Origin of the sequence: Pseudomonas sp. REP124, from assembly GCF_020164475.1 — a bacterium.
GTDB lineage: Bacteria > Pseudomonadota > Gammaproteobacteria > Pseudomonadales > Pseudomonadaceae > Aquipseudomonas.
The window spans coordinates 17,593-38,313 of the sequence record NZ_JAIQWX010000052.1 but is presented as its reverse complement, the minus strand read 5'-3'; the positions used below and the strand labels follow the sequence as shown (position 1 = coordinate 38,313).

At 58.4% G+C, this 20,721-nt stretch carries 22 protein-coding genes and 2 pseudogenes; 14 read left to right on the top strand and 10 right to left on the bottom strand.

Annotated elements, in window-relative coordinates; all coding sequences use genetic code 11:
* Positions 1–136 precede the first annotated feature (136 nt).
* From K9857_RS14805 to K9857_RS14795, 3 genes are all read left to right on the top strand, one after another.
* Positions 137–718 carry a DJ-1/PfpI family protein gene (locus K9857_RS14805; RefSeq protein ID WP_224536967.1) on the top strand — a complete coding sequence of 194 codons (582 nt, stop codon included), beginning with the start codon at positions 137–139 and terminating at the stop codon, positions 716–718.
* Between the two features lie 13 nt (positions 719–731).
* Positions 732–1,037, top strand: a complete 306-nt coding sequence (locus K9857_RS14800) for a ribbon-helix-helix domain-containing protein (RefSeq protein ID WP_224536965.1) — start codon at positions 732–734, stop codon at positions 1,035–1,037.
* A gap of 180 nt (positions 1,038–1,217) precedes the next feature.
* Complete coding sequence (locus tag K9857_RS14795; RefSeq protein ID WP_224536964.1) at positions 1,218–1,562, top strand: YegP family protein; 345 nt, start codon at positions 1,218–1,220, stop codon at positions 1,560–1,562.
* 53 nt (positions 1,563–1,615) lie between these two features.
* Here K9857_RS14795 and K9857_RS14790 read toward each other — a convergent pair whose 3' ends face one another.
* Both K9857_RS14790 and K9857_RS14785 read right to left on the bottom strand, forming a co-directional pair.
* Positions 1,616–2,503 (bottom strand): dihydrodipicolinate synthase family protein, encoded by an 888-nt coding sequence (locus K9857_RS14790; protein ID WP_224536962.1) that lies wholly within the window; start codon positions 2,501–2,503, stop codon positions 1,616–1,618.
* A gap of 30 nt (positions 2,504–2,533) precedes the next feature.
* Entirely contained in the window at positions 2,534–3,316 is a 783-nt protein-coding gene (locus K9857_RS14785; RefSeq protein WP_224536961.1) for an aldolase, read from the bottom strand.
* Positions 3,317–3,427: 111 nt separating this feature from the next.
* Between K9857_RS14785 and K9857_RS14780 the strand changes: the two genes are divergently transcribed.
* Positions 3,428–3,970, top strand: coding sequence for a helix-turn-helix domain-containing protein (locus K9857_RS14780; RefSeq protein ID WP_224536959.1), 543 nt, complete (start codon positions 3,428–3,430; stop codon positions 3,968–3,970).
* Between the two features lie 115 nt (positions 3,971–4,085).
* Here the strand turns inward: K9857_RS14780 and K9857_RS14775 are convergent, their stop codons facing one another.
* Entirely contained in the window at positions 4,086–5,105 is a 1,020-nt protein-coding gene (locus tag K9857_RS14775) for a DUF4917 family protein (protein ID WP_224536958.1), read from the bottom strand.
* Positions 5,106–5,238: 133 nt separating this feature from the next.
* Here K9857_RS14775 and K9857_RS14770 point away from each other — a divergent pair, with 133 nt between their 5' ends.
* From K9857_RS14770 to K9857_RS14755, 4 genes are all read left to right on the top strand, one after another.
* Positions 5,239–6,147: a LysR family transcriptional regulator gene (locus tag K9857_RS14770; RefSeq protein ID WP_224536956.1), complete on the top strand. Its 909-nt coding sequence runs from the start codon at positions 5,239–5,241 to the stop codon at positions 6,145–6,147.
* A 236-nt stretch (positions 6,148–6,383) separates the two neighbouring features.
* Positions 6,384–7,577: a CaiB/BaiF CoA transferase family protein gene (locus tag K9857_RS14765; protein ID WP_224536954.1), complete on the top strand. Its 1,194-nt coding sequence runs from the start codon at positions 6,384–6,386 to the stop codon at positions 7,575–7,577.
* Complete coding sequence (locus tag K9857_RS14760) at positions 7,574–8,500, top strand: hydroxymethylglutaryl-CoA lyase (protein WP_224536953.1); 927 nt, start codon at positions 7,574–7,576, stop codon at positions 8,498–8,500. Before K9857_RS14765 ends, K9857_RS14760 begins: the two co-directional genes overlap by 4 nt.
* Before the next feature lie 191 nt (positions 8,501–8,691).
* Positions 8,692–10,023 (top strand): MFS transporter, encoded by a 1,332-nt coding sequence (locus tag K9857_RS14755; RefSeq protein WP_224536952.1) that lies wholly within the window; start codon positions 8,692–8,694, stop codon positions 10,021–10,023.
* Between the two features lie 79 nt (positions 10,024–10,102).
* On the opposite strand, the gene K9857_RS14750 is transcribed toward K9857_RS14755, so the two are convergent.
* Positions 10,103–10,591: a DMT family transporter gene (locus tag K9857_RS14750; RefSeq protein ID WP_224536950.1), complete on the bottom strand. Its 489-nt coding sequence runs from the start codon at positions 10,589–10,591 to the stop codon at positions 10,103–10,105.
* Between the two features lie 77 nt (positions 10,592–10,668).
* Here K9857_RS14750 and K9857_RS14745 point away from each other — a divergent pair, with 77 nt between their 5' ends.
* The 5 genes from K9857_RS14745 to K9857_RS14725 all read left to right on the top strand — a co-directional run bounded on the left by K9857_RS14745 (position 10,669) and on the right by K9857_RS14725 (position 14,634).
* Positions 10,669–11,595 (top strand): LysR family transcriptional regulator, encoded by a 927-nt coding sequence (locus K9857_RS14745; RefSeq protein WP_224536948.1) that lies wholly within the window; start codon positions 10,669–10,671, stop codon positions 11,593–11,595.
* A 109-nt stretch (positions 11,596–11,704) separates the two neighbouring features.
* Positions 11,705–12,343: a LysE family translocator gene (locus tag K9857_RS14740; protein WP_224536947.1), complete on the top strand. Its 639-nt coding sequence runs from the start codon at positions 11,705–11,707 to the stop codon at positions 12,341–12,343.
* 86 nt (positions 12,344–12,429) lie between these two features.
* Positions 12,430–13,776, top strand: a complete 1,347-nt coding sequence (locus K9857_RS14735; protein WP_224536945.1) for a sensor domain-containing diguanylate cyclase — start codon at positions 12,430–12,432, stop codon at positions 13,774–13,776.
* Positions 13,777–13,893: 117 nt separating this feature from the next.
* Positions 13,894–14,058, top strand: coding sequence for a stress protein (locus tag K9857_RS14730; RefSeq protein WP_224536943.1), 165 nt, complete (start codon positions 13,894–13,896; stop codon positions 14,056–14,058).
* 72 nt (positions 14,059–14,130) lie between these two features.
* Positions 14,131–14,634, top strand: coding sequence for a DUF4142 domain-containing protein (locus K9857_RS14725; protein ID WP_224536941.1), 504 nt, complete (start codon positions 14,131–14,133; stop codon positions 14,632–14,634).
* A 36-nt stretch (positions 14,635–14,670) separates the two neighbouring features.
* Here the strand turns inward: K9857_RS14725 and K9857_RS14720 are convergent, their stop codons facing one another.
* Entirely contained in the window at positions 14,671–15,081 is a 411-nt protein-coding gene (locus K9857_RS14720) for a low affinity iron permease family protein (protein WP_224536939.1), read from the bottom strand.
* Between the two features lie 426 nt (positions 15,082–15,507).
* A pseudogene (locus tag K9857_RS14715) lies at positions 15,508–15,756 on the bottom strand (type II toxin-antitoxin system HicB family antitoxin); the annotation flags it as partial.
* A gap of 300 nt (positions 15,757–16,056) precedes the next feature.
* On the opposite strand from K9857_RS14715, the pseudogene K9857_RS14710 reads away from it, so the two are divergent.
* Positions 16,057–16,248, top strand: a pseudogene (locus K9857_RS14710) (type II toxin-antitoxin system HicB family antitoxin); the annotation flags it as partial.
* 322 nt (positions 16,249–16,570) lie between these two features.
* On the opposite strand, the gene K9857_RS14705 reads toward K9857_RS14710, so the two are convergent.
* From K9857_RS14705 to K9857_RS14690, 4 genes are all read right to left on the bottom strand, one after another.
* Entirely contained in the window at positions 16,571–17,590 is a 1,020-nt protein-coding gene (locus K9857_RS14705; RefSeq protein WP_224536938.1) for a nucleotidyl transferase AbiEii/AbiGii toxin family protein, read from the bottom strand.
* Positions 17,583–18,173 (bottom strand): DUF6088 family protein, encoded by a 591-nt coding sequence (locus K9857_RS14700; protein WP_224536936.1) that lies wholly within the window; start codon positions 18,171–18,173, stop codon positions 17,583–17,585. The genes K9857_RS14705 and K9857_RS14700 overlap by 8 nt, the downstream gene beginning before the upstream one ends.
* Positions 18,174–18,203: 30 nt before the next feature.
* Complete coding sequence (locus tag K9857_RS14695) at positions 18,204–18,437, bottom strand: hypothetical protein (RefSeq protein ID WP_224536933.1); 234 nt, start codon at positions 18,435–18,437, stop codon at positions 18,204–18,206.
* Between the two features lie 997 nt (positions 18,438–19,434).
* On the bottom strand, positions 19,435–20,283 hold the full coding sequence (locus K9857_RS14690; RefSeq protein ID WP_224536930.1) for a DUF2971 domain-containing protein: 849 nt from the start codon (positions 20,281–20,283) through the stop codon (positions 19,435–19,437).
* Between the last annotated feature and the right edge of the window lie 438 nt (positions 20,284–20,721).

The window sequence follows — 20,721 nt, the reverse complement described above, 5'->3', positions numbered from 1 at the left end:
TGCGCAGTCCAACGGGGGCGAGCCCCCTCGCCACAGGTTTACGTTCGCGTTGTGCGTAGTAGGCGGTTATTACCCGCCCCACCGGATAAGGACTACCTTGAATACTCCCCGTGCAAAATCCCAAAGGAGTCCTCCCATGGCCGCGAAAAAAATTCTGATGCTGGTCGGCGATTACGTCGAAGACTATGAAGTGATGGTGCCGTTCCAGGCGCTGTTGATGGTCGGCCATACGGTGCACGCCGTGTGCCCGGACAAGACCGCCGGCCAGACCGTGCGCACGGCCATCCACGACTTCGAGGGCGACCAGACCTACAGCGAAAAACCCGGCCACCTGTTTGCCCTGAACTTCGACTTCGCCAAGGTCAGGGAAGCAGATTACGACGCCGTGCTGATCCCCGGCGGCCGTGCGCCGGAGTACCTGCGCCTGAACGACAAGGTCCTGGAACTGGTGCGCGCCTTCGACAAGGCCGGCAAACCGATCGCCGCCGTCTGCCACGGCGCGCAATTGCTCGCCGCGGCCGGCGTACTGGAAGGCCGCGAGTGCAGCGCGTATCCCGCCTGTGCGCCGGAAGTTCGCCTGGCCGGCGGTACGTTCATCGACATCCCGGTGACGGACGGTCATGTTCAGGGCAATCTGGCCACCGCGCCGGCCTGGCCTGCCCACCCGAGCTGGCTCGCCGGTTTCCTCGGTTTGCTGGGCACCAAAATCACCCTGTAACGAGGACCCGCCCATGTGCGAGCTCTACGTCAAAGCCGACCCGATTCTCTACGAATCGCGCTCCCGCTCGCTGCGCATCTGCGGTGTTGTGACCACCCTGCGCCTGGAGAATCAGTTCTGGGACATCCTCAGCGAGATCGCCGAAGTCGATGGCATGACCACCAACCAGTTGATCGCCAAGCTGTATGAAGAGGTGATGGACTATCGCGGGGAGGTGGTGAATTTTGCTTCGTTCCTGCGGGTGAGTTGTACGCGGTATCTGAGTCAGCGGCGGGTGGCAGCGAAAGAGTTGTCGGTGGTGCGGGCGGTGGTGAAGTAGAGGGTTTTGTGTCGACGCTGATGGCCTCTTCGCGGGCAAGCCCGCTCCCACAGTGGATTTGTGTACATCAATCCATTGTGGGAGCGGGCTTGCTCGCGAAGGGGCCGGAACTGGCGACAGAAACAATAGGCTGGTCTTTACTCTGAAGCGCACACCCCTCAATCGCCCAGGAGATAAAGCATGTCCGGCTGGTACGAAGTCAGCAAAAGCAGCAACGGCCAATTCCGTTTCGTGCTCAAGGCGGCCAACGCTGAGACCATTCTGAGCAGCGAGCTGTACACCACCCATGCCGCGGCCGACAAAGGCATCGCATCGGTCCAGGCCAACAGCCCCCTGGACGAACGCTACGAGAAGAAGACCACCAGGGATGGCCATCCTTACTTCAACCTCAAGGCCGGCAACCACGAGATCATCGGTAGCAGCGAGTCCTACTCCTCGGCGTCCGCCATGGAAAAAGGCATCGCCGCCGTGAAGGCCAACGGCCCGACCAAAGTGATCAAGGACAAGACTCTGCTGTCGCTCTGATCGACTGCACCTGACCCGCCGCCAACCTTGTGGCTGGCGGCGGATCCGGATTTTCAGCGCAGCGCCGCCAGCAAACCCTGCAACTGCTCGCAACCCGCCTCACCCAACGGGAACACCGGCAACCGCGGATTACCCGCTTCCAGCCCGGTCTGACGCAGACCCGCCTTGATCGTCGCCGGCAAGCCGCCCTTGAGGATGAAATCCAGCAGCGGCAGCTGGCGATAGAACAGCTCCCGCGCTTTGCCCAGATCGTTGGCCAGCACCGCGTCATACAAATCCAGATTGAGCTGCGGGATCAGGTTCGGCGCCGCCGTGCACCAGCCTTTCGCTCCGGCGGCGAAGGCTTCCAGCGCCAGCGGATTGCAGCCGTTGTAGAACGGCACCTGGCCTTCGCCCAAGCGTTGCAGTTGATGCATGCGCTGGATGTCCCCGGTGCTCTCCTTGACCATGGTCACGTTTTCCACCGCCTTGACGATGCGCAGAATCAGGTCCACGGACATGTCGGTGCCACTGGTGGCCGGGTTGTTGTAGAGCATGATAGGCACGCCGATGCTGTCGCCGATCGCGCGGTAGTGGGCGAGGATTTCCGCCTCGCTGAGTTTCCAGTACGAGGTTGGCAATACCATCACCACGTCGGCGCCGTGGGCTTCGGCGAAGCGGGCGCGACGCACGGCCTTGGCGGTGGTCAGGTCAGAGACGCTGACGATGGTCGGCACGCGCTTCGCCACGTGCTTGATGCTGAACTCGGCGACCTGATCCCATTCCACATCGCTCAAGTAAGCGCCTTCGCCGGTGCTGCCCAGCGGTGCGATGGAATGCACGCCGCCCTCGATCAGACGGTCGATGGAACGCCCGAGTGCGTCAAGGTCGACGCCTTCGCCATTGGCGGTGAACGGGGTGATGGTGTAGCCGATGATGCCGTGAATGTTTGCGCTGGACATAAGGGATTCTCCGTTGAAAAGGGGCTGGGATCAGTTCAGGCAATCGGCGTGACGACGCAGATTCTGCCGGGCGTAGTAGTTGAACGCGGCGGCGTGACGCTTGGGCCGGGCGATCCAGTCATGGGCTTCGCGGCCGAGTTCGGGAATGATCGGCTTGATGGTCCCGGCACTCATGGCCAGCAACTGCAGCTTGGCGGCGCGCTCGATCAGTTGGGCGATCACACAGGCCTCCTCGATGGTGCTGCCAGTGGACAACTGGCCGTGGTGGGAAAGCAGCACCGCGCGTTTGTCGCCCAGGGCGCCGGCAATCAGATCACCTTCCTCGTTACCCACCGGCACTCCCGGCCAGCCTTCGAGAAACGCGCAGTCTTCGTAAAGCGGGCAGAGGTCCATGTGGGAAATCTGCAGCGGTACTTCCAGCATCGATAGCGCCGCGACGTGGGTCGGGTGGGTGTGAATGATGCAGTTCACATCCGGGCGGGCGCGGTAGACCCAGCTATGAAAACGGTTGGCCGGGTTCGGCATGCCGTGGCCTTCGAGCACTTCCAGGTCTTCGTTGACCAGCAGCAGGTTGCTCGCGGTGATTTCGTCGAAACCCAGACCCAACTGTTGAGTGTAATAGGTACCTGGCTGCGGGCCGCGTGAGGTGATCTGCCCGGCAAGGCCGGAATCATGGCCGTTCTCGAACAGAATGCGGCAGGTCAGGGCCAGCTTTTGCCGGTCGGTCCACGTATTATCCGCCAGAGTGTTTTGCATCTGGCTGAGCGCTTGCTTGACCAGTTGATCTTTGGGCAGTGCTAATGTCTTGGCCATATCGGTGTCCTCTTTGGTTGGGTCATGCAGATGACACGAAAGATGCTATATGACACATTGTGTCATGAGCAAGGACAATTCGTCACCTCCTTGATGGATTAATCGCTCCAAATGTCTATCCGTTTGAAATTATTGAGAAAAAAACTTGGCGTGACTCTCGAGGCCTTGGCCGAACAATCGGGCATGACCAAGAGCTATCTGTCGAAGGTCGAACGCGGCTTGAACACGCCGTCGATCGCGGCGGCGCTGAAATTGGCCAAGGCCCTGAACGTGAAGGTCGAGGAGCTGTTTTCCGAGGACAACGTCAGCCTGGACAGCTACAGCCTGGTGCGCAGTCACGAGCGTCAGCCTCTGGGTGCCAGCGACAGCAACCCGGGTTACGCGGTGCTGGCCCATCAGGTCAGCGAGCGCAGCCTGCTGCCGTTCATCATCTATCCGCCGACGGAATTCAGCGACAAAACCTTCAAGGAACACCTGGGAGAGGAGTTTCTGTTTGTCCACGAAGGGCAGGTGGAAGTGGACTTCGTCAGCGAGCGGGTGCTGCTCAGCCGGGGCGATGCGCTGCATTTCAATTCACAGAAGCCGCATCGCATTCGTTCGGTGGGGGAGGTTCAGGCGCAGTTGCTGGTGGTGGTGCATAGCGCGGAGGAATGAGCCGTCTTCAAAAGCTTCGCGAGCAAGCCCGCTCCCACAGTTGACCGCGTCGGTCAGACGAACGCGGTGAAAATGTGGGAGCGGGCTTGCTCGCGAAGGCGTCCTCAAGGCGCCACTAAACCTCGACCGGCACCGCCAGCTTCGGGCTACCGAGCGCATGGGTCTTGGAATCAAAAAACCGCAACTCAACCCCGGTGCCGTCGAACAGCTTCGCGTAATGCCGCTTCTGATGCTGGATAAACGCCTGACTGCGCGGGTAGATCGAAATCGCCAGCACCTTCGGTTTCCCCTGGCGCAGGGCATGCACGATGTGGCTGTCCTGCTCGCCCAGGGCATGACCGAAAATGCACAAGCCATCGCCATGCCCCAGCAGTTGCTCGTAGCAGAACGACAGGTAATCCGAGCTGCGGATGGTCTTGAGCTTGTCCGCACTCGACCCTTCGTTGACGAACAGCGGCACGTCATCGAGGGTCTTGATGGTGTTGTTGATGGCGAAATTGCCCAGCAGCGTGCCCTCGGTGGACATCATCCGGCGCGCCGTGCCGTCCTGATTGCGCACCAGATGCAGGCCGCCGTGCAGGTACAGCAAACGGGTCTTGTCAGTGGCCGTGCCGCTGAGGTCGAAGGACGGTTCCGCACCCTCGAAAAGATCGCTGATCACATCCGCCTGATGCTGGATCGCCCAGTGGTTGAGCAGGTCGTAGTTGGTGGTGAATACCGTGCGATAGCTGGCCAGTTCCCGGTTGATCGTCGCCAGCGTCGAGGCTTCGATCAGGCGCCACGGAATATGCACCGCATGCACGCTGTTAATCAGCGCTTCCTTGATCGCGTAGTAACGGTTGCGCGGCGCGGCGGAGCTGACTGCCAGGGCCTTGTTGACCCGACTGGTGGCCTTCAGCTCGCTCAGCACCTGCTCGAAACTGCGGGTCTGCAGCGCATCGAACACGCTCAGCTCGGACGGGCTCAGGGGCTTTTCCTCGACGGTACGAGCGTTCTCGAACAGCGACTCATAACCAAAATCGTCCCACACCGCGCGGCTGGCGCCGTTGCCCACCAGCAAGCCGGCGAACGCAGCGCTGTCGCGCAAGGTGTTCCAGTCTTCAAGGTGGGCGTCGACATCCAGGAAATCGGTCATTGCGGTCACAGTCTCAAGGCAAAAGGTCTGATGGGCGGCGACTTTATCACGGCGAGCCGCGTGCGACCTGCCACTGCGCAAACGAAGAACGCTATGCTGCAACCTTGCCTGAGTCGCCACCACCGAGCCCCCCATGCTGCAGAAAAGCCTGATCCGCCGCCTCGACCTGATCACCCTGCAACTGTTTGTCGCCGTCCACGAGGAGGGCACCCTGACCCGTGCCGCCGCGCGCGAGGCGATTGCGGTGTCGGCGGCGAGCAAGCGCTTGATGGAGCTGGAGGAGGCGCTGGGCATCAGCCTGTTCGTGCGTCAGGCCAAGGGCATGACCCTGACGCCCGCCGGCGAAACGCTGCTGCACCATGCCCGGCAGATGCTGTTCAACGTCGAGAAAATGGGCCTGGAGCTGGGCGAGCACAGTCATGGTGTGCGCGGTTATGTGCGGATGCTGGCCAACCTTTCGGCGATTATTCAGTTCCTGCCGGAGGACCTGCGGGACTTTTCCGAGCGGCATCCGCAGGTCAAGACCGACCTTGAGGAACGGCCCAGTTCCGGGGTGATTCAAGGGGTGCTCGATGGCGTGGCCGACCTCGGCATCTGCTCCATCGACAGCGACACCAAGGGCCTGCACAGCGTGCTTTATCGTCAGGACAAACTGATGGTGCTGATGCTGCCCGACCACCCCTTGGCCAGCCGCTCGAGCCTGGCGTTCGCCGATACTCTGGACAGTGATTTCGTCGGCTTGCATGCGGCCAGCTCCATCAACATGCGCACGCATTCGGCGGCGCGTCAGGCGGGCAGAATGTTGCGGGTGCGCATTCATGTTCCCGGGTTCGACGCGATGTGCCGGATGATCCAGGCCAACATGGGCATTGGCGTGTTGCCGCAGCGGGCTTATGAGTTGTTCGGTCGGGCGCTGGGGCTGCATGCGGTGCCGTTGACCGATGACTGGTCGGATCGGGCGTTGATTCTGGTGGTGCGGGATGAGGCGTTGTTGTCGCCGGTGAGTCGGATGTTGTTTGAGCATTTGCGTGGAGAGGCCTGAAAGATCACGGTTGATTTTGCTGGCCTCATCGCGGGCAAGCCCGCTCCCACAAAGGATCTGCGGTGTGGCGAAAATCCCTGTGGGAGCGGGCTTGCCCGCGATAGCGGACTGAAGACTACAGACATTTCCCCAGGCGTTCGCATTTCGCGAACGCTCGTTGCCAACTGAAGGTTGGATTCCCCGGGCACCTGTCCTCTAGCCTTGGCACATATTCCAAGAACAAGAGGTACCCCGCGATGACTGCCCCCTTGAGTGCGATCAAAGTGATCGAAATCGGCACGCTGATCGCCGCGCCGTTCGCCGCGCGCATGCTCGCCGAGTTCGGCGCCGAGGTGATCAAGATCGAAGCCATGGGCCAGGGTGATCCCCTGCGCAAATGGCGCAAGCTGCACGAAGGCACCTCGCTGTGGTGGTACCTGCAATCGCGCAACAAGAAGTCCCTGGCACTGAACCTCAAATCCGCCGAAGGCATCGAACTGGTCAAGCAACTGGCAACCAGCGCCGACGTGCTGATCGAAAACCTGCGCCCCGGTGCGCTGGAAAAACTCGGCCTGGGCTGGGACGTGCTGCACGCCCTGAACCCCAACCTGACCCTGGTGCGTATCTCGGGCTATGGCCAGACCGGCCCCTACCGTGATCGTCCCGGCTTCGGTGCCATCGGCGAGGCCATGGGCGGCATCCGCTACACCACCGGCACCCCCGGTACACCACCGGCGCGGGTGGGCGTCAGCCTCGGCGATTCGCTGGCCTCGCTGCACGCGGTGATCGGCGCGCTGATGTCGCTGCTGCGGGTCAAGACCGGGCAGGGCGTCGGGCAGATCGTCGATGTGTCCCTGGCCGAAAGCGTGTTCAACGTCATGGAAAGCCTGGTGCCGGAATACGACATGCTCGGCCATGTCCGCGAGCGCACCGGCGGCGCCTTGCCGGGCATCGCACCGTCCAACACCTACCTCACGGCGGACGGCGCCTACGTGGTCATCGCCGGCAACAGCGATCCGATTTATCGTCGTTTGATGCACACCATCGGCCGCGCGGATCTGGCCGAAGCGCCGGAATTCGCCCACAACGACGGGCGTGCGGCCCAGAGCAATCTGCTCGACGCGGCAATCACCCACTGGACCAGCAGCTTGCCGATCGACGACGTACTGGCGGCGCTGGAAGCGGCTGAAGTGCCGGCCGGCCGCATCTATTCGGTGGCCGACATCGTCGCCGATCCGCACTATCAGGCCCGTGACATGCTGCTCAATGCCGAGCTGCCGGGCGGCGCCACGGTGAAGATGCCGGGCATCGTGCCCAAGCTCTCGGAAACCCCGGGCGGCGTGAACTGGTCCGGCCCCGGTCTGGGTCAGCACACTGACTCGGTCCTCACGCAACTGGGCCTGACGGTGGCCGACATCGAACGCCTGAGAGTCGAAGGAGTGGTGCAATGATCACTGATTACTCCGATAGCCTGATCGTTCAGGAAGTCTCCCCCCGCGACGGCTTGCAGATCGAGCCGACCTGGGTCGAAACCGTCGACAAGATCGCCCTGATCGATCAACTGTCCCTGGCCGGATTCAGCCGCATCGAAGGCGGCTCGTTCGTTTCGCCCAAGGCCATTCCGGCGCTGCGCGACGGCGAGCTGGTGTTCAAGGGCATCACCCGCCAACCGGGGGTGATCTACGTTGCGCTGATCCCCAATCTCAAGGGTGCGCAGCGGGCATTGGCCTGCAGCGCCGACGAGCTGAATCTGGTGATGTCCGCCAGCCAGACCCACAACATGGCCAACATGCGCATGCGGTGTGAGGATTCGCTGGCCGCCTTCGGTGAAATCGTCCAGTTCGTGCAGGGTGAACCGGTGCGACTAAACGCCAGCATCGCCACCACGTTCGGCTGTCCGTTCGAAGGCCGGATCGATGAGGACCGGGTGTTGCAGATCGTCGAGGCCTATCAGGAACTTGGCATCGCTGGCATCACCCTGGCCGACACCACCGGTATGGCCAACCCGCGGCAGGTGGATCGTCTGGTGCGGCGAGTGTTGCAACGGGTATCGCCAGCGGACCTGACCCTGCATTTCCATAACACCCGCGGCCTTGGCCTGTGCAACGTGCTGGCCGCTTATGAGGCTGGCGCCCGACGGTTCGACGCCGCCCTGGGTGGGCTCGGCGGTTGCCCGTTCGCGCCCGGGGCTTCGGGCAATATCTGCACCGAAGATCTGGTCAACCTGTGCGATGAAGTGGGCATTCACACCGGCATCGATCTGCCGCTGCTGTTGAAGTTGTCCCGAGGACTGCCAGCGCTGCTCGGCCACGAAGTGCCCGGCCAGCTGGCCAAGGCGGGGCGTAATTGCGATCTGCATCCCGTGCCTTCCTGAACCCCTGTACCTGTAGGAGCGAGCACGCTCGCGATGGTCGTGAACGATAACGCTGGCGGCCTGACACCCAGCGGCGATCTCAGGTTCATCGCGAGCATGCTCGCTCCTACAGGGAACGCCCAAAAACGAACATTTACCAGACAACAAAAACAATCCGGACACCCCACGGGAAGTCCACCTGGAGAAACGCTATGAGCCTCAATGCAATGGAGGCCGGGGCGAACCCGGCCGTCAGCCACGACGAAGAAAAAGCCCTGGTCAGCAAGGTCGCCTGGCGGTTGATGCCGCTGATCATGGTCTGCTACCTGTTCGCCTTCTTCGACCGCATCAACATCAGCTTCGCCAAGTTCCAGCTGCAGGCCGACCTGAGCCTGAGCGACACCGCCTATGGCCTTGGCGCCGGGCTGTTCGTGGTCGGCTACGTGATCTTCGAAGTGCCCAGCAACATGATGCTGTACAAGGTCGGCGCGCGCCGCTGGATCGCCCGGATCATGATGTCCTGGGGCCTGGCCACCGCGTTGATGGTGTTCGTCAACAGCGAATGGCAGTTCTACGTGCTGCGCTTCGTGATCGGCGCGATGGAAGCCGGTTTTGCGCCGGGCGTTCTGTACTACCTGACATTGTGGTTCCCGCAGCACTATCGCGGCCGTATCACCTCGATGCTGTTCCTGGCGTCGGCCTTCGCAGGCCTGGTCGGTGCACCGTTCTCCGGATTGGTGCTGGAGCACCTCGATGGCGTGATGGACATGCGTGGCTGGCACTGGCTGTTCCTGCTTGGCGGCGTACCCTGCATCGGCCTCGGTTTGCTGGTGCTGACCCTGCTCAAGGACCGCATCGAAGACGCCCATTGGCTGACCCCTTCGGAGAAGACCCTGCTGTCGAGCCGCATAGCCCAGCATGAACCGAACAAATCCCACGGCTCGCTACTCGCGGCGCTGAAGATCCCGGGCTTCCTGACGTTGGGCCTGATCTACTTCCTGATTCAGGTGGCGTCCTACGGTCTTAACTTCTGGGCACCGCAACTGATCCGCAGCGCCGGTACCGAAAGCCCGGTGATGATTGGTCTGCTGACTGCCATCCCGTACATCTGTGGCGCCATCAGCATGGTAGTGATCGGACGCTTGTCCGATGCGACCGGCGAGCGCCGCAAGTTTGTCGCAGGCCTGGTGGCGCTTGGCGCGTTGGGCTTCTTCAGCGCGGGGATTTTCGCCAGTCACACCACGTTCCTGATCGTTGCACTGGGCTTGCTCGGTGCCGGGATCATCGCCTCAATCCCCAGCTTCTGGACCCTTCCGCCAAAACTGCTGGCCGGCGCCGGTGCAGGCGCTGCGGGCGGGATCGCGGTGATCAACACCCTGGGCCAGTTCGGCGGCATCGTCAGCCCGGTGATGGTCGGCCGGATCAAGGACATGACCGGCAGCACCACCCCGGCGCTGTACGTCATCGGCGTCTGCGCCCTGATCGCCGTGGCACTACTGATGTGGGGCCTGCCGCAGAAGTTGCGCACCCTCGACAAAGCGTAAAACAATCGCAGCCCCCGGCAGTTCCCACAGAGACCACGCATCCCTGTAGGCGCTGCCGAAGGCTGCGATCTTTTGCTTTTCAAGAGGTCGCAGTCACGATTTTCCCCAGTCCGTCGCCAAATTGAATCAACACCACCCCTGCAATCAGCAACACCGCCCCAAACACCTTGGGCAACGTCACCTGCCGCTCCAGCAAGCCGAACCAGCCAAAGTGGTCGAGCAGCATCGACGCCACCACTTGCCCGGCCAACGCCAGCGCCATGAACCCTGAAGCGCCGAGTTTGGGCAGCAGCACCAGCGCCAGCGAAATGAAACACACTCCAAAGGCACCACCCGCCCACATCCACAGCGGTGCATGGCTGATGAACGCCAGTGACGGCAGCGGCAGACGCATCGCCAGCATGATCGGTAACAGCACCGCGATGCTGACCACCAGCGAGGCGAGGGTGGCCCACAACGGATGGCCCAGGCCGCGGCCCAGATTGAAATTGATCGCACTCTGAAACGGCACCACCGCCCCGGCGAAGGCGGCCAGCAGCAACAGGCCGGCCCAATGCAAGGTACTCATGTTCGTTCTCCAAAAGGTTTTGCTGGACTCTAAGGTATTCGTCGCGCAGATTTAAATTCCGTTTTGCTATTCAGAACATGCATCAGATGAATGATTTGCGCCGCATCGACCTCAACTTGTTGGTGATCCTCGACGCCTTGCTCAGCGAGCAACACGTGACCCGTGCGGCAGAGCGCCTGCACCTGAGCCAGCCCGCCGTCAGCCATGCCCTGGCGCGGTTGCGCGATCTGCTCGGTGATCCGCTGCTGGTGCGCGCCGGGGCGGGGCTGGTGCCGACCGCTAGGGCTCTGGAACTAACTGCGCCACTGGCCGAGACCCTGGCCCAGGTGCAATCGCTACTGGCGCCGAACGCCTTTGATCCGGCCACTGCCAAGCGCAGGTTTCGCCTGGCGATGTCCGACTACGGCGCCGCGATCGTACTGCCCGAACTGGCGCGCACTTTGCGCCGCGAAGCGCCGGGCATCGATCTGCAAATCAGCCACGCCAGCCGCGAAGGCATGCTCGAAGGTGTGCTCAACGGGGACATCGATGTCGCCGCTGGCGTGTTTCCCGAAATGCCTCACGAGTTGCGCAGCACGCCGTTGTTCGAGGAGCACTACGCCTGCCTGGTGGATCCCAGCCACCTGCCCGGCAGTGGCACCCTCGACATGCCCACCTATTTGCGCTGTCCCCACGTCCTGCTGGAAATGCGCGGCAGCGGCACCCCGGAAATCGAACGCGCCCTGACCGCTCTGCGCGAGCGCCGCCGCGTCGCCATCAGCCTCCCGCACTGGAACGTCGCCCCGGCGCTGATCGGCGGCACCGACCTGATCCTCACCGTTGCCTCCCGAGCGCTGCGGGATTTCGCCGAACCCTCCTTGATCGTCGTGCCGCCACCGTTCCATATTCCCTCGTTTACCTTTGTGCTGGCCTGGCACAAACGCCGAGCAGGGGATCAAGCACTGAACTGGCTCAACACCCAAATCAGGCTCTCTGCTGGAGCTACCGAGGGCTGCGATCTTTAGGCTTTCATACCCTCGTCATTCACAGAATTGTTCGACAATCAGTCAATCAACGCACAATTACCTGATATAGACTGGCCACCATTCACCAGACAGTTCAAAAGGACTTCCCATGACCCCCTCGCTCTTGATGGCCGTACTCGCATCGGGCTTCATCTATGGCATCACCCCAGGGCCGGGTGTGCTGGCAGTGTTCGGGATCGGCGCGGCCCATGGACGGCGGGCGGGGGCGGGGTTTCTGTGCGGGCATCTGCTGGGTGATGTGGTGTGGTGCAGCACCGCGCTGGTAGCGATTGTCGGGGCGCGGGAAATCGGTAGCACCGCGTTCGATGTGCTGGGAGTACTCAGCGGGCTTTATCTGTTCTGGCTTGGCTGGCGAGCGGTGCGGGCGCGTCGCAACAGCACCGAAGAGCCCCAGGGCGCGGCACGCCAGCCGTTCTGGCACGGCATCCTGTTCGGCCTGACCAATCCCAAGGCCTACCCGGTAGCGGTGGCGACCTTCACCGCCTTGCTGTCCAGCCGCGCCGAATTGCTGACCTGGTCGATGTTGCCCTGGCTGATCTTCCTGAGCTTCGTCGGCGGCCTTTTCGCCTACGCTATCCTCATCGGGGTGGTGGGAGCCCGCCGGGTGCGCACTTTGTACCAACGTCATGAATTGATGATCACCCGCTTGTGCGGCGTGATGTTCATCGGATTTGCCATCAATGCTCTGGCGCATGCCTTGCCGGGACTGGTGACGAACAGGGCTTGAAACCGATGCAAGGCTGCATCGGCTATAGGGGTGTGGGTCAGGGATGGTTTCTTATTGCGGCATAGTTCGGAAACGCGTTCGGCATCATGACCACCAGAAATTCCGCTCCGTTGGCGAGCTACATCGACCTCTTGCTGGACGCCGTTTGCGCAGTCGATAAACAGGGCCGTTTCGTGTTTGTCAGCGCGGCTTGCGAGCGCATCCTCGGCTACACGCCTGACGAGCTGATCGGCCGGATGATGATCGATCTGGTGCACCCGGCCGACCGCCAGCGCACCCTCGACGCCGCGCGAGACATCATTGGAGGCGAACCCAAACTCAATTTCGAGAACCGCTACCTGCGCAAGGATGGCCGGGTGGTGCACATCCTGTGGTCGGCGCGCTGGTCGGAGGTCGATCAGTTGCGCATCGCCGTGGCCCGCGACATCACCGAGCGCAAGCAGGCCGAATCGCGGCAGGCGGCGCTGTATGCGATATCGGAAGCTGCGCACGCGGCGGAAGACCTGCTGGCGCTGTTCAAGCGAATTCATCTGATCATCGGCGAGTGGTTGCCGGCGATGAACTTCTCCGTGGCGCTGTATGACGAACATTGCGCGCAACTGAATTTCCCCTATCACGTCGACGACCACGAGCCGCAACCCGAGCAGCCCGGCACCATCACCGGACGCCTTTGCTCCGAGGTGATCAACACGGGAATGCCGATCCTCCTGACGCCGGACCAGGACACCCCACCGGTGGGCTTCGAAGCGCTGGTGGCCGGGCAGAACTCACCCTGCTGGCTGGGAGTGCCGCTCAATTCGCAAAACGGCACCATTGGCGCGCTGATCGTCAAAAGCATCCCCGGCGGCGAGCGCTACACCGAGCAGGACAAGGAACTCTTGCAGTACGTGTGCGCGCAGGTGGCGACGGCGATCGAGCGCAAACAGTTGCATGCGCGCCTGCAACGCATGGCCCAGTACGACCAGCTCACCCAGTTGCCCAACCGCGAATTGCTGCGAGACCGACTCAAGATTGCATTGGCCTCGGCGCGGGAAGACAACGGGCGCATGGCGCTGCTGTATGTCGACCTTGACCGGTTCAAGCAGGTCAACGACACCCATGGTCACGCAGTGGGCGACATGCTGCTGCAGACCGTCGCCAATCGGCTCAAGGGCTGCGTACGGGAAACCGACACCGTGGCGCGCATCGGCGGGGATGAATTCGTGGTGTTGCTGCACAGCATCCACGCCTCGGGCGATGCCGATTGCGTGGCTGGCAAGATCCGCCAGGTCCTGGTTCAGCCGCTGCGCCTGGACGGGCACAGCCTGCACATTCAGCCCAGCATCGGCGTGGCGCAATACCCGGAAAACGGCACCGAAGAAAAGCAACTGTTCCGGCATGCCGACGAGGCGATGTACACCGCCAAGCGTGCGCATCACCTGCGCCTGGTCTGATCCCAGGCTGCCGTTCGTCAGTGCGTAGGCGCAATTTTCTAAACCTTTTGGGACGCGCAAATTCAGAGTCTATGCGGGCTACAGCTCGCGGCGATTATCACCAAGAGGTAGAGAATCATGCCTAACTCAAGAAACTCCAACCAGGAACACATGGCCAACGATCGAACCAAAGCCAATGAAGCCAATCGTAAAGGTGGGAAAACCACCACCACGACTGTCGACAAAGAGCCAAAGCCAGATATGAGCCGTAAAGGCGGACAGGGCGGGCAGAAATCCCGTTAATGGACGCAGGTGGTTTTGATTGAGAAACGGGGGCGAAAGCTCCCGTTTGAATTGTTAAAGGAGGGCGCGACCATGAACCGTATGGCCACCCGTTTTCGCAGCAGTTTTTTCGTCACCTTGATGGGCCTGAGCGCCGGCAGTGCCTTCGCCCAGACACCCACTGAATTCATCAACGATGCCTCGGCGCAAAGCGTCGCCGAAATCGAAGCCAGTCGTCTGGCGCATCAGAAATCCGAATCAAAAGAGGTCAAGGATTACACCATCGTGGTGATCAACGACCGCACCACCGCCAACCAGCACCTGGCAAAAATCGCCAGGCAACTGGACCTGCCGGTGGCCCCTCGTGAGGAGGTGGTGGACAAGGCCAAGACCTTGATGCCTCAAGTCATGGACGGCAGCAACTTCGATGAGGCCTACGCGGCCAGTCAGGTCAGCACCACCGAAAAAGCCATCGAGCAGCTCGAGCAAACCGCGCAAACCACCGACGTGCCGGAGCTCAAGGCGTACGCCGAAGAAACCCTGCCCAAACTGCAAAATCACTTGCAAATGGCCAGGGCCCTGCAAGCCAGTCGCTAGGGCATTGCGTGCGCGGGCTCATCCGCGCACGATCCCTCAACAGTCATTGAGATTGTGTTTGCCCTTTTCCTCGACGACGGTGCCGTCGATGGAAACGGTCTGGCCTTCACCCAGGCTGCGATAGTGTTTGCGCAGCGCCTCCAGTTCCTTCAGGTCCAGCGCTTCCAGCCCCAGCATCGCGTTCTGCGCTTCTTTCGTCACGCGCAGCAACTCGTCGACCTTCAGATGCAGAATGTCGGTATCGCGGTTCTGCGTGTTCTGGATCAGGAACACCATCAGGAAAGTGATGATCGTGGTCGAGGTGTTGATGATCAGTTGCCAGGTGTCATTGAACCCGAAAATCGGCCCGCTCAACCCCCACAGGAAAATCAGAGTGATTGCCCCCAGGAACGTCCCGGGGCTACCGGTCCAGAGGGCGAGTTTCTGCGCGACTTTTGCGAATTTCATGGCCGTTTTTCCTTATTGGGGTGAACCTGAAATTCAGACATCGGCGGCGAGATGAAAATTCTGCTTTTGATTTGAAGAGCCAAAAGGATCGCAGCCTTCGGCAGTTCCTACAGGAGGGACGCAATCCCATGTAGGAGGTGCCGAAGGCTGCGATCTTTAGTTTTTTTCGAATGTCGGAGCGCCCGGATTTCAGCTCCTTTTCCTCGCGCGCCTGGCACTCAGGTACTCAAATACAAACGAAGCAAAGCCGAACAACCCGATCATCGAAATGATCATGATCCCCAACTCCGAACTGTCCATGCCGACCTCTTAATGAAGGGTGAGCCGGGAGGATAGGGCATCTGTTGGTGGGTGGAATGTGGCGCTACGGGATCTTTACGGGTAGGGGCGGATTTATATGAAAACCATACGGATACGGGTTCAGCCGATTTCCACTAAGGCCCAGATGCAGTTGGCGTACCTTGGATTAGCTGAATGCATATTTACGTCGTTGGCTAAAGGAATCGATGTACCGGTCTCGGCCAGAATTTCGAAATGGCTTTCTATAGCCTCGCGGGCCATGATGATTGCCTGTTCCAGATTTTCACCAGCAGAAAAACAGCCTGGAACATCCGGGACTTCCACACCCCACGCATGCTTGTCGTCGCCTGCTGAAATCGCAATCGGATAAAGCATTTTACATCCTCCTTGAAGAGCTCTCGGGTTGTGAAACAAATGAAACCAAGCAGTCACCCTGAGTTTGTTACTAGCAACTAGCCTTCCTTGAGGATACTGATCGTTGGATGTGCACAGCCATATCGAAACGCAGTAAGCGTACTGCCCTACGCAACTCTCGGATTTCGCCTACAAACACGGGCAGAACCACCCGATATCTTCATCACTGTTCCACTCCAAAAGCAAAATCTCAGAAGCGAAAACGCCGCCATCCTTTTCTGGATAAGCGGCGCTTTTGCGCGTACAGGACAGGACCACGTGATGAATTACAACGGCTACGCGGCCCGAATTGATTACAGCGATGAAGACGGTCTATTCGTCGGCCACATTGCGGGCATCAAGGACGTTGTGGGGTTTCACGGCGAATCAGTCACAGAGCTTCGAATGGCTTTTGAAGGGGCCGTCACGGATTATCTGGAGACGTGCGCGAAACTGAGGCGTGAGCCACGAAAGTAAACCTGGACAGGTAATGCGTCACCTTGAATCCGAGACACAAAAAAACCGGCCATCAAGGCCGGTTTTTTCTTTACCTGCATCCCCCGTCAAAAAACAACGTAAGACAAAAATTCGGTTGGAGCGGGTGAAGGAAACATGACCAACGCACCCAACCTATTAGCTAGTAATGGATTTGTCTGCCCTCGGTAGGAGGGCAGGGCCGCATTATGTTCCAGGGTGGTTGACCCATCAAGGGTATGACTTGCGATCCTGCGACCGGTGCCGAGCGTTATCGTTTTGCTTGAGGTAGCGGGAGCAACACAGCTATCTCGCAAGAAAATTATAGTGGTGTGGTAGCCGCCGCTGCGTTCAGGAGAGCCTCGATTTCTTCGCATGCAGCCATCAGTTCATCGAATTCCAGAGGGGCGCTGTCGAACATTCCACCCTCAAGCATCTTGTCGTAGTCTTGCGCCAGATTCTTTCGAGCACTTCCTACTGGCACCAGCCGAAGATTGCCGCTCACCGCATGTCGATAGTCAATCATGGCGCCGTCTGCAGATTTTTCCACGAAGAACCAGGACTTGTGATCTGCGACGAGTGCAGCAATGTCTCGACGTGAAATGACTTCCTTGAACTGGTGATTTTGCACGATGGCATTCAGGTCGTGCCAATGCCTGGCGAATCGCTCGCCCTTCAGCCGCTCTTGTACGCAGTACACGTGCGCTGCAGTAGCTTTCTCCCAAAAGGTACGAGCTACATCCATCACGATCGGGTTAGCTTCAGGAAAAATAATGCCTTCGAGATTGGCTTGGGCCATGTCGCAAACAACATGATTTCGGCTGTGGGGCTCCCCTGTAGATCGGGCACCGAATTCAAGCATTACCCTGGGCGTCACGTAATCATGAACCGGTGTTTTGGCAGGATAGTGCAAGTACAGTTTGTCACCATCCTGAATAAGTTCTGCCTCTAAACCCTCTGCCGCTAGCGCCTCGGTCAGCATGGGATAAACGGACTGTTCAACCCAGCCTGGGAGTAGATCGCGGGCCTTGCTGCTCCACTTTCTGGCTTGACTGTTACTGGGAGGTATCTCGCTATCTGCCTCGGTCAATATCTGCCGAATATCGTAGGTAAGATCGATGTCTTCCGAGAATCGGTCAATCAGACGGTAGACCTTGGAGAGGGAAGTGCCGCCCTTGAACGTCAGATGATCTCCCGCAGAATTCGAGAAGATTTTCCCCAGAGTCCATACCACCCATAAGTCCTTCTCCAACAAGAAAGCAGGACGACCAAGGTCAGACGCTGCCTGGAGAAGCACTTCCCTTTGATCGGCTGAGGAGAGCGAGAAGAAATGATCAGGCATGAAGAGCCTCCCTCCCGATCATCGCGCCCATCCAGGAAGGGAGAACTGCCCGAAGGCTCATCAAGCGCGACCACTCACTTTCCGAAAGACGACGATGTAATGTTTGGATCGAGTCTTCGGATTGTGTCTCGCCGAGCCAGGCCAGGGCGCGAACGGCCTCGCCAGCGGCTGAGGGTGCAACCATCCACTTCGGCGCATGTTTGATTTGAATCTCTGCCTTCCCAATCTTCAATGTACGTGCACGACCACTGGTGAGAAAAACCTGACGAACGGGAACCTGCTGCGTCAACCCCAAGTTGTTGGCTGCTCTGGCCCCGCTCGAAGTCACCGTCTCACTGGTTTTCTCCGCCAGAGCCTGGACAACTTTTTCCGGCTCCGGTGCACGAGTACCGAACCGGCTCTTCACCGGCGCGACATACATGCCGCGGCATATGCGCATCAGCTTTCCAGACTTGGCCAGACGCGAAAACGCTTGGTCCACAGCGGCGCGACTACCGAGGCTCAGAAACTCTCTCGGCGACAGGACTTCGCCTTCGGGTAAGGACTGACTGCGCTGGATGATGAATTCGGGAAGTTTCGACATGACGGCACCGCTGTTGGATTTAATGCAATGTCAGAACCATAGCACTGTTTCTGACATTTGTTCAAATTTTAACCAGGAACTATGGTGTCGCTCTTGAGCGGATTTTTCTAAGGCAGAAACGAATGTGTTGTCACCTGCCATCTTGATGGCATTGAGTTTCTGTTTGCGTTCGATGCGGGGATTGATGTGTTTGGCGACCATCGTCCGGGTCTGATCGCGCAATTCGCGGGTACCTTTCAACGACAATGGGGGAAAGGCGTCCATGGAGAGACGGCTGCGTTTCCCCAGCCATGAGCACGAGAGTGTCAGAGCTTCGAGCCGCCATCAGAAACGAACAGAGACAGGCCGTTGGAATCACTGAGCATGTAGTTTTTGCCAGTGGCTTTAGTCTGTCGGACTTTAGAATTTGGTGAGCATGCCCAACCCTCAGAATTAGAGTTGGATGCAATAGTCTTCGAAGGGGGGAGCGAAACCCGGAATAGCCGGAGCTATGGTCCACTGTGTGAGCTAAAAAAGTTAGTTGTCAGTGGATTTCGCTGGATGTCACTGGAATGAAGGCTCGGAAAAATCCGTTTCAGCTCAGTGAACTAATTGCGTTCCGTGGATTTGTACAGACATCCATGGAAAGGAGATGTGGAGCGGGTGAAGGGAATCGAACCCTTATTGGACAGAAACGCCTGAAAGCGTGTAGCCGTGTAGTCTTCAAGTCGTCCGATCCTCGGTATATGCTGAGTATTCTCTGATATCACCATGGTGCACCATGGTGCATGAAGCATTCGTAACCTTCTAGCGATGCTCGATGCGGTCTACCCTCGAACCTTGTGCCGTTCAACCATCGGCTAGCGGGGGGGGGGCATACCCCTCTGCCGATTGGGTACGCTCGCCATCAAATAGCCTTCTCCAAAGGCTGGATCTCACATTCGTTGACATGGCTAGGGAGATCCTGCCAAACGCTTGGTAGGTCGGCGATATCAAGCAGGTAGCGCCCTTGTCAGCACGTACTAAATTAGCCTACGGAAACGCCATACGTTTGCCTTGGAGAGTTGCTATCGCGATGCTTTTGCATGTCGAAGTCATCGCAAGGTTAAGGGATTTTTCCTGGCTGAAGATTTGCTCACACGACCCCGGGACAGGTGGACACCAGAGTTTACGCCCTCACTTATCTTCTTGCTGAAATGAAAAATTCCAAAAGGGCGGCTCGTCTCCGAGGCAAACGTTCATTCTGGAGTTCACAAAAATCTTGACACCATGATGGTTTACGCTAAGTGATTTTATCCAGCTTCATGAGCGTGTTGCATGTCTTGGTTAGCTCAAATTCAAAACTACCGGTTCTATGCTGAACGAAGTTCACATTGACGTGTTTATAGTCAGCAGTATTTATTATTTTTTCAACCCTCTTTATAAACTCTAAGTTTGCCTTGATTCCAAAGGTTATCGATTTCAATGCTTCAGCAGGGAATTCATGTCCTCCAGTTCTACTACTAACTAGTCGGTATTCCTCTTCGTACTTCCATTTTTCCGATTTGACAAAAAGATTGGCGTGCATTAACTCTGATAGTTGTTTGGTGTAAAAGCTATCACCTAAATCGTTCTCGTATTGGTTGTCGCTCTCCCAAGGCTTTACAAATTCACCAAGCCTATTTGCTAAGTCCAAAAATAAATCCTGATAGGGTGGAAGTTTTGAATATTTCATATCTTCACGTATAAATATATTTTTGTCTAGTATTAAGCTTGTGTCGAATTCAATAGCTATGCCTGTATGAGATCCTCCGTAATGTGACCATAATAGTGCATCTGTTGGGGTTTTAGATAGTGAGTAAATTCCCAATGTAGACATGTACCACTGCAAGGCCCCATTAAGCCCAATTTCTTTTCCGTGCTTATCCATAAATGAATGCTGGTTCAAAATATGGATCAAAAAAGATTTTCTTAAATATTCTTCGCTATGGTGTGGTGGATACAGGTCTACAACTTTTTGATATTCGGCATCAATATTTATTTGTGAGTCTAAAGGGTCGTTAAGTTGGGCCGCAAGTGGAAAGTATATTGTGCGATTTGAAAGTATCTCCAAGGTTCTGCTAGATGGATCTCTATATTTGTATGCTTTCAAGGCTGGTGTCTCGCTCGTGCTTAGGTTTTGTAAATTTATTTATATATGTGTTTGCTTGCTTGGTCAATATTCTAGTTGATTATCTTGGTCGTTGTCATGGGCGAATCTGCGAGCCCGGCGGCGGTGAATGATTTGCACCAGACAACCTGACGAGATTTGAGTATGTTAGTGGGACAAAGGCATAACTCCTCCGTGTGTAAAATTTGGCTGAAGGGTTCACGAGCTGCCTGATAGCGTGGCAGCGGTCAGCCAACGTTTGGTTGCTCCTAAAACATGGTTGGGGAAGAGGGGGATTAACGTATAGGAGATATTTTGTGATTCGTTTGATCTAGAGCAGCAGATGAATGCGCAGTTGGCGACCGCCAAGAGTCTGAATGGGCTTAGGCAATCAACTCAGGACGAGCGCGCTGTCGCCGAATAGAGTGATCGCGACGTCCA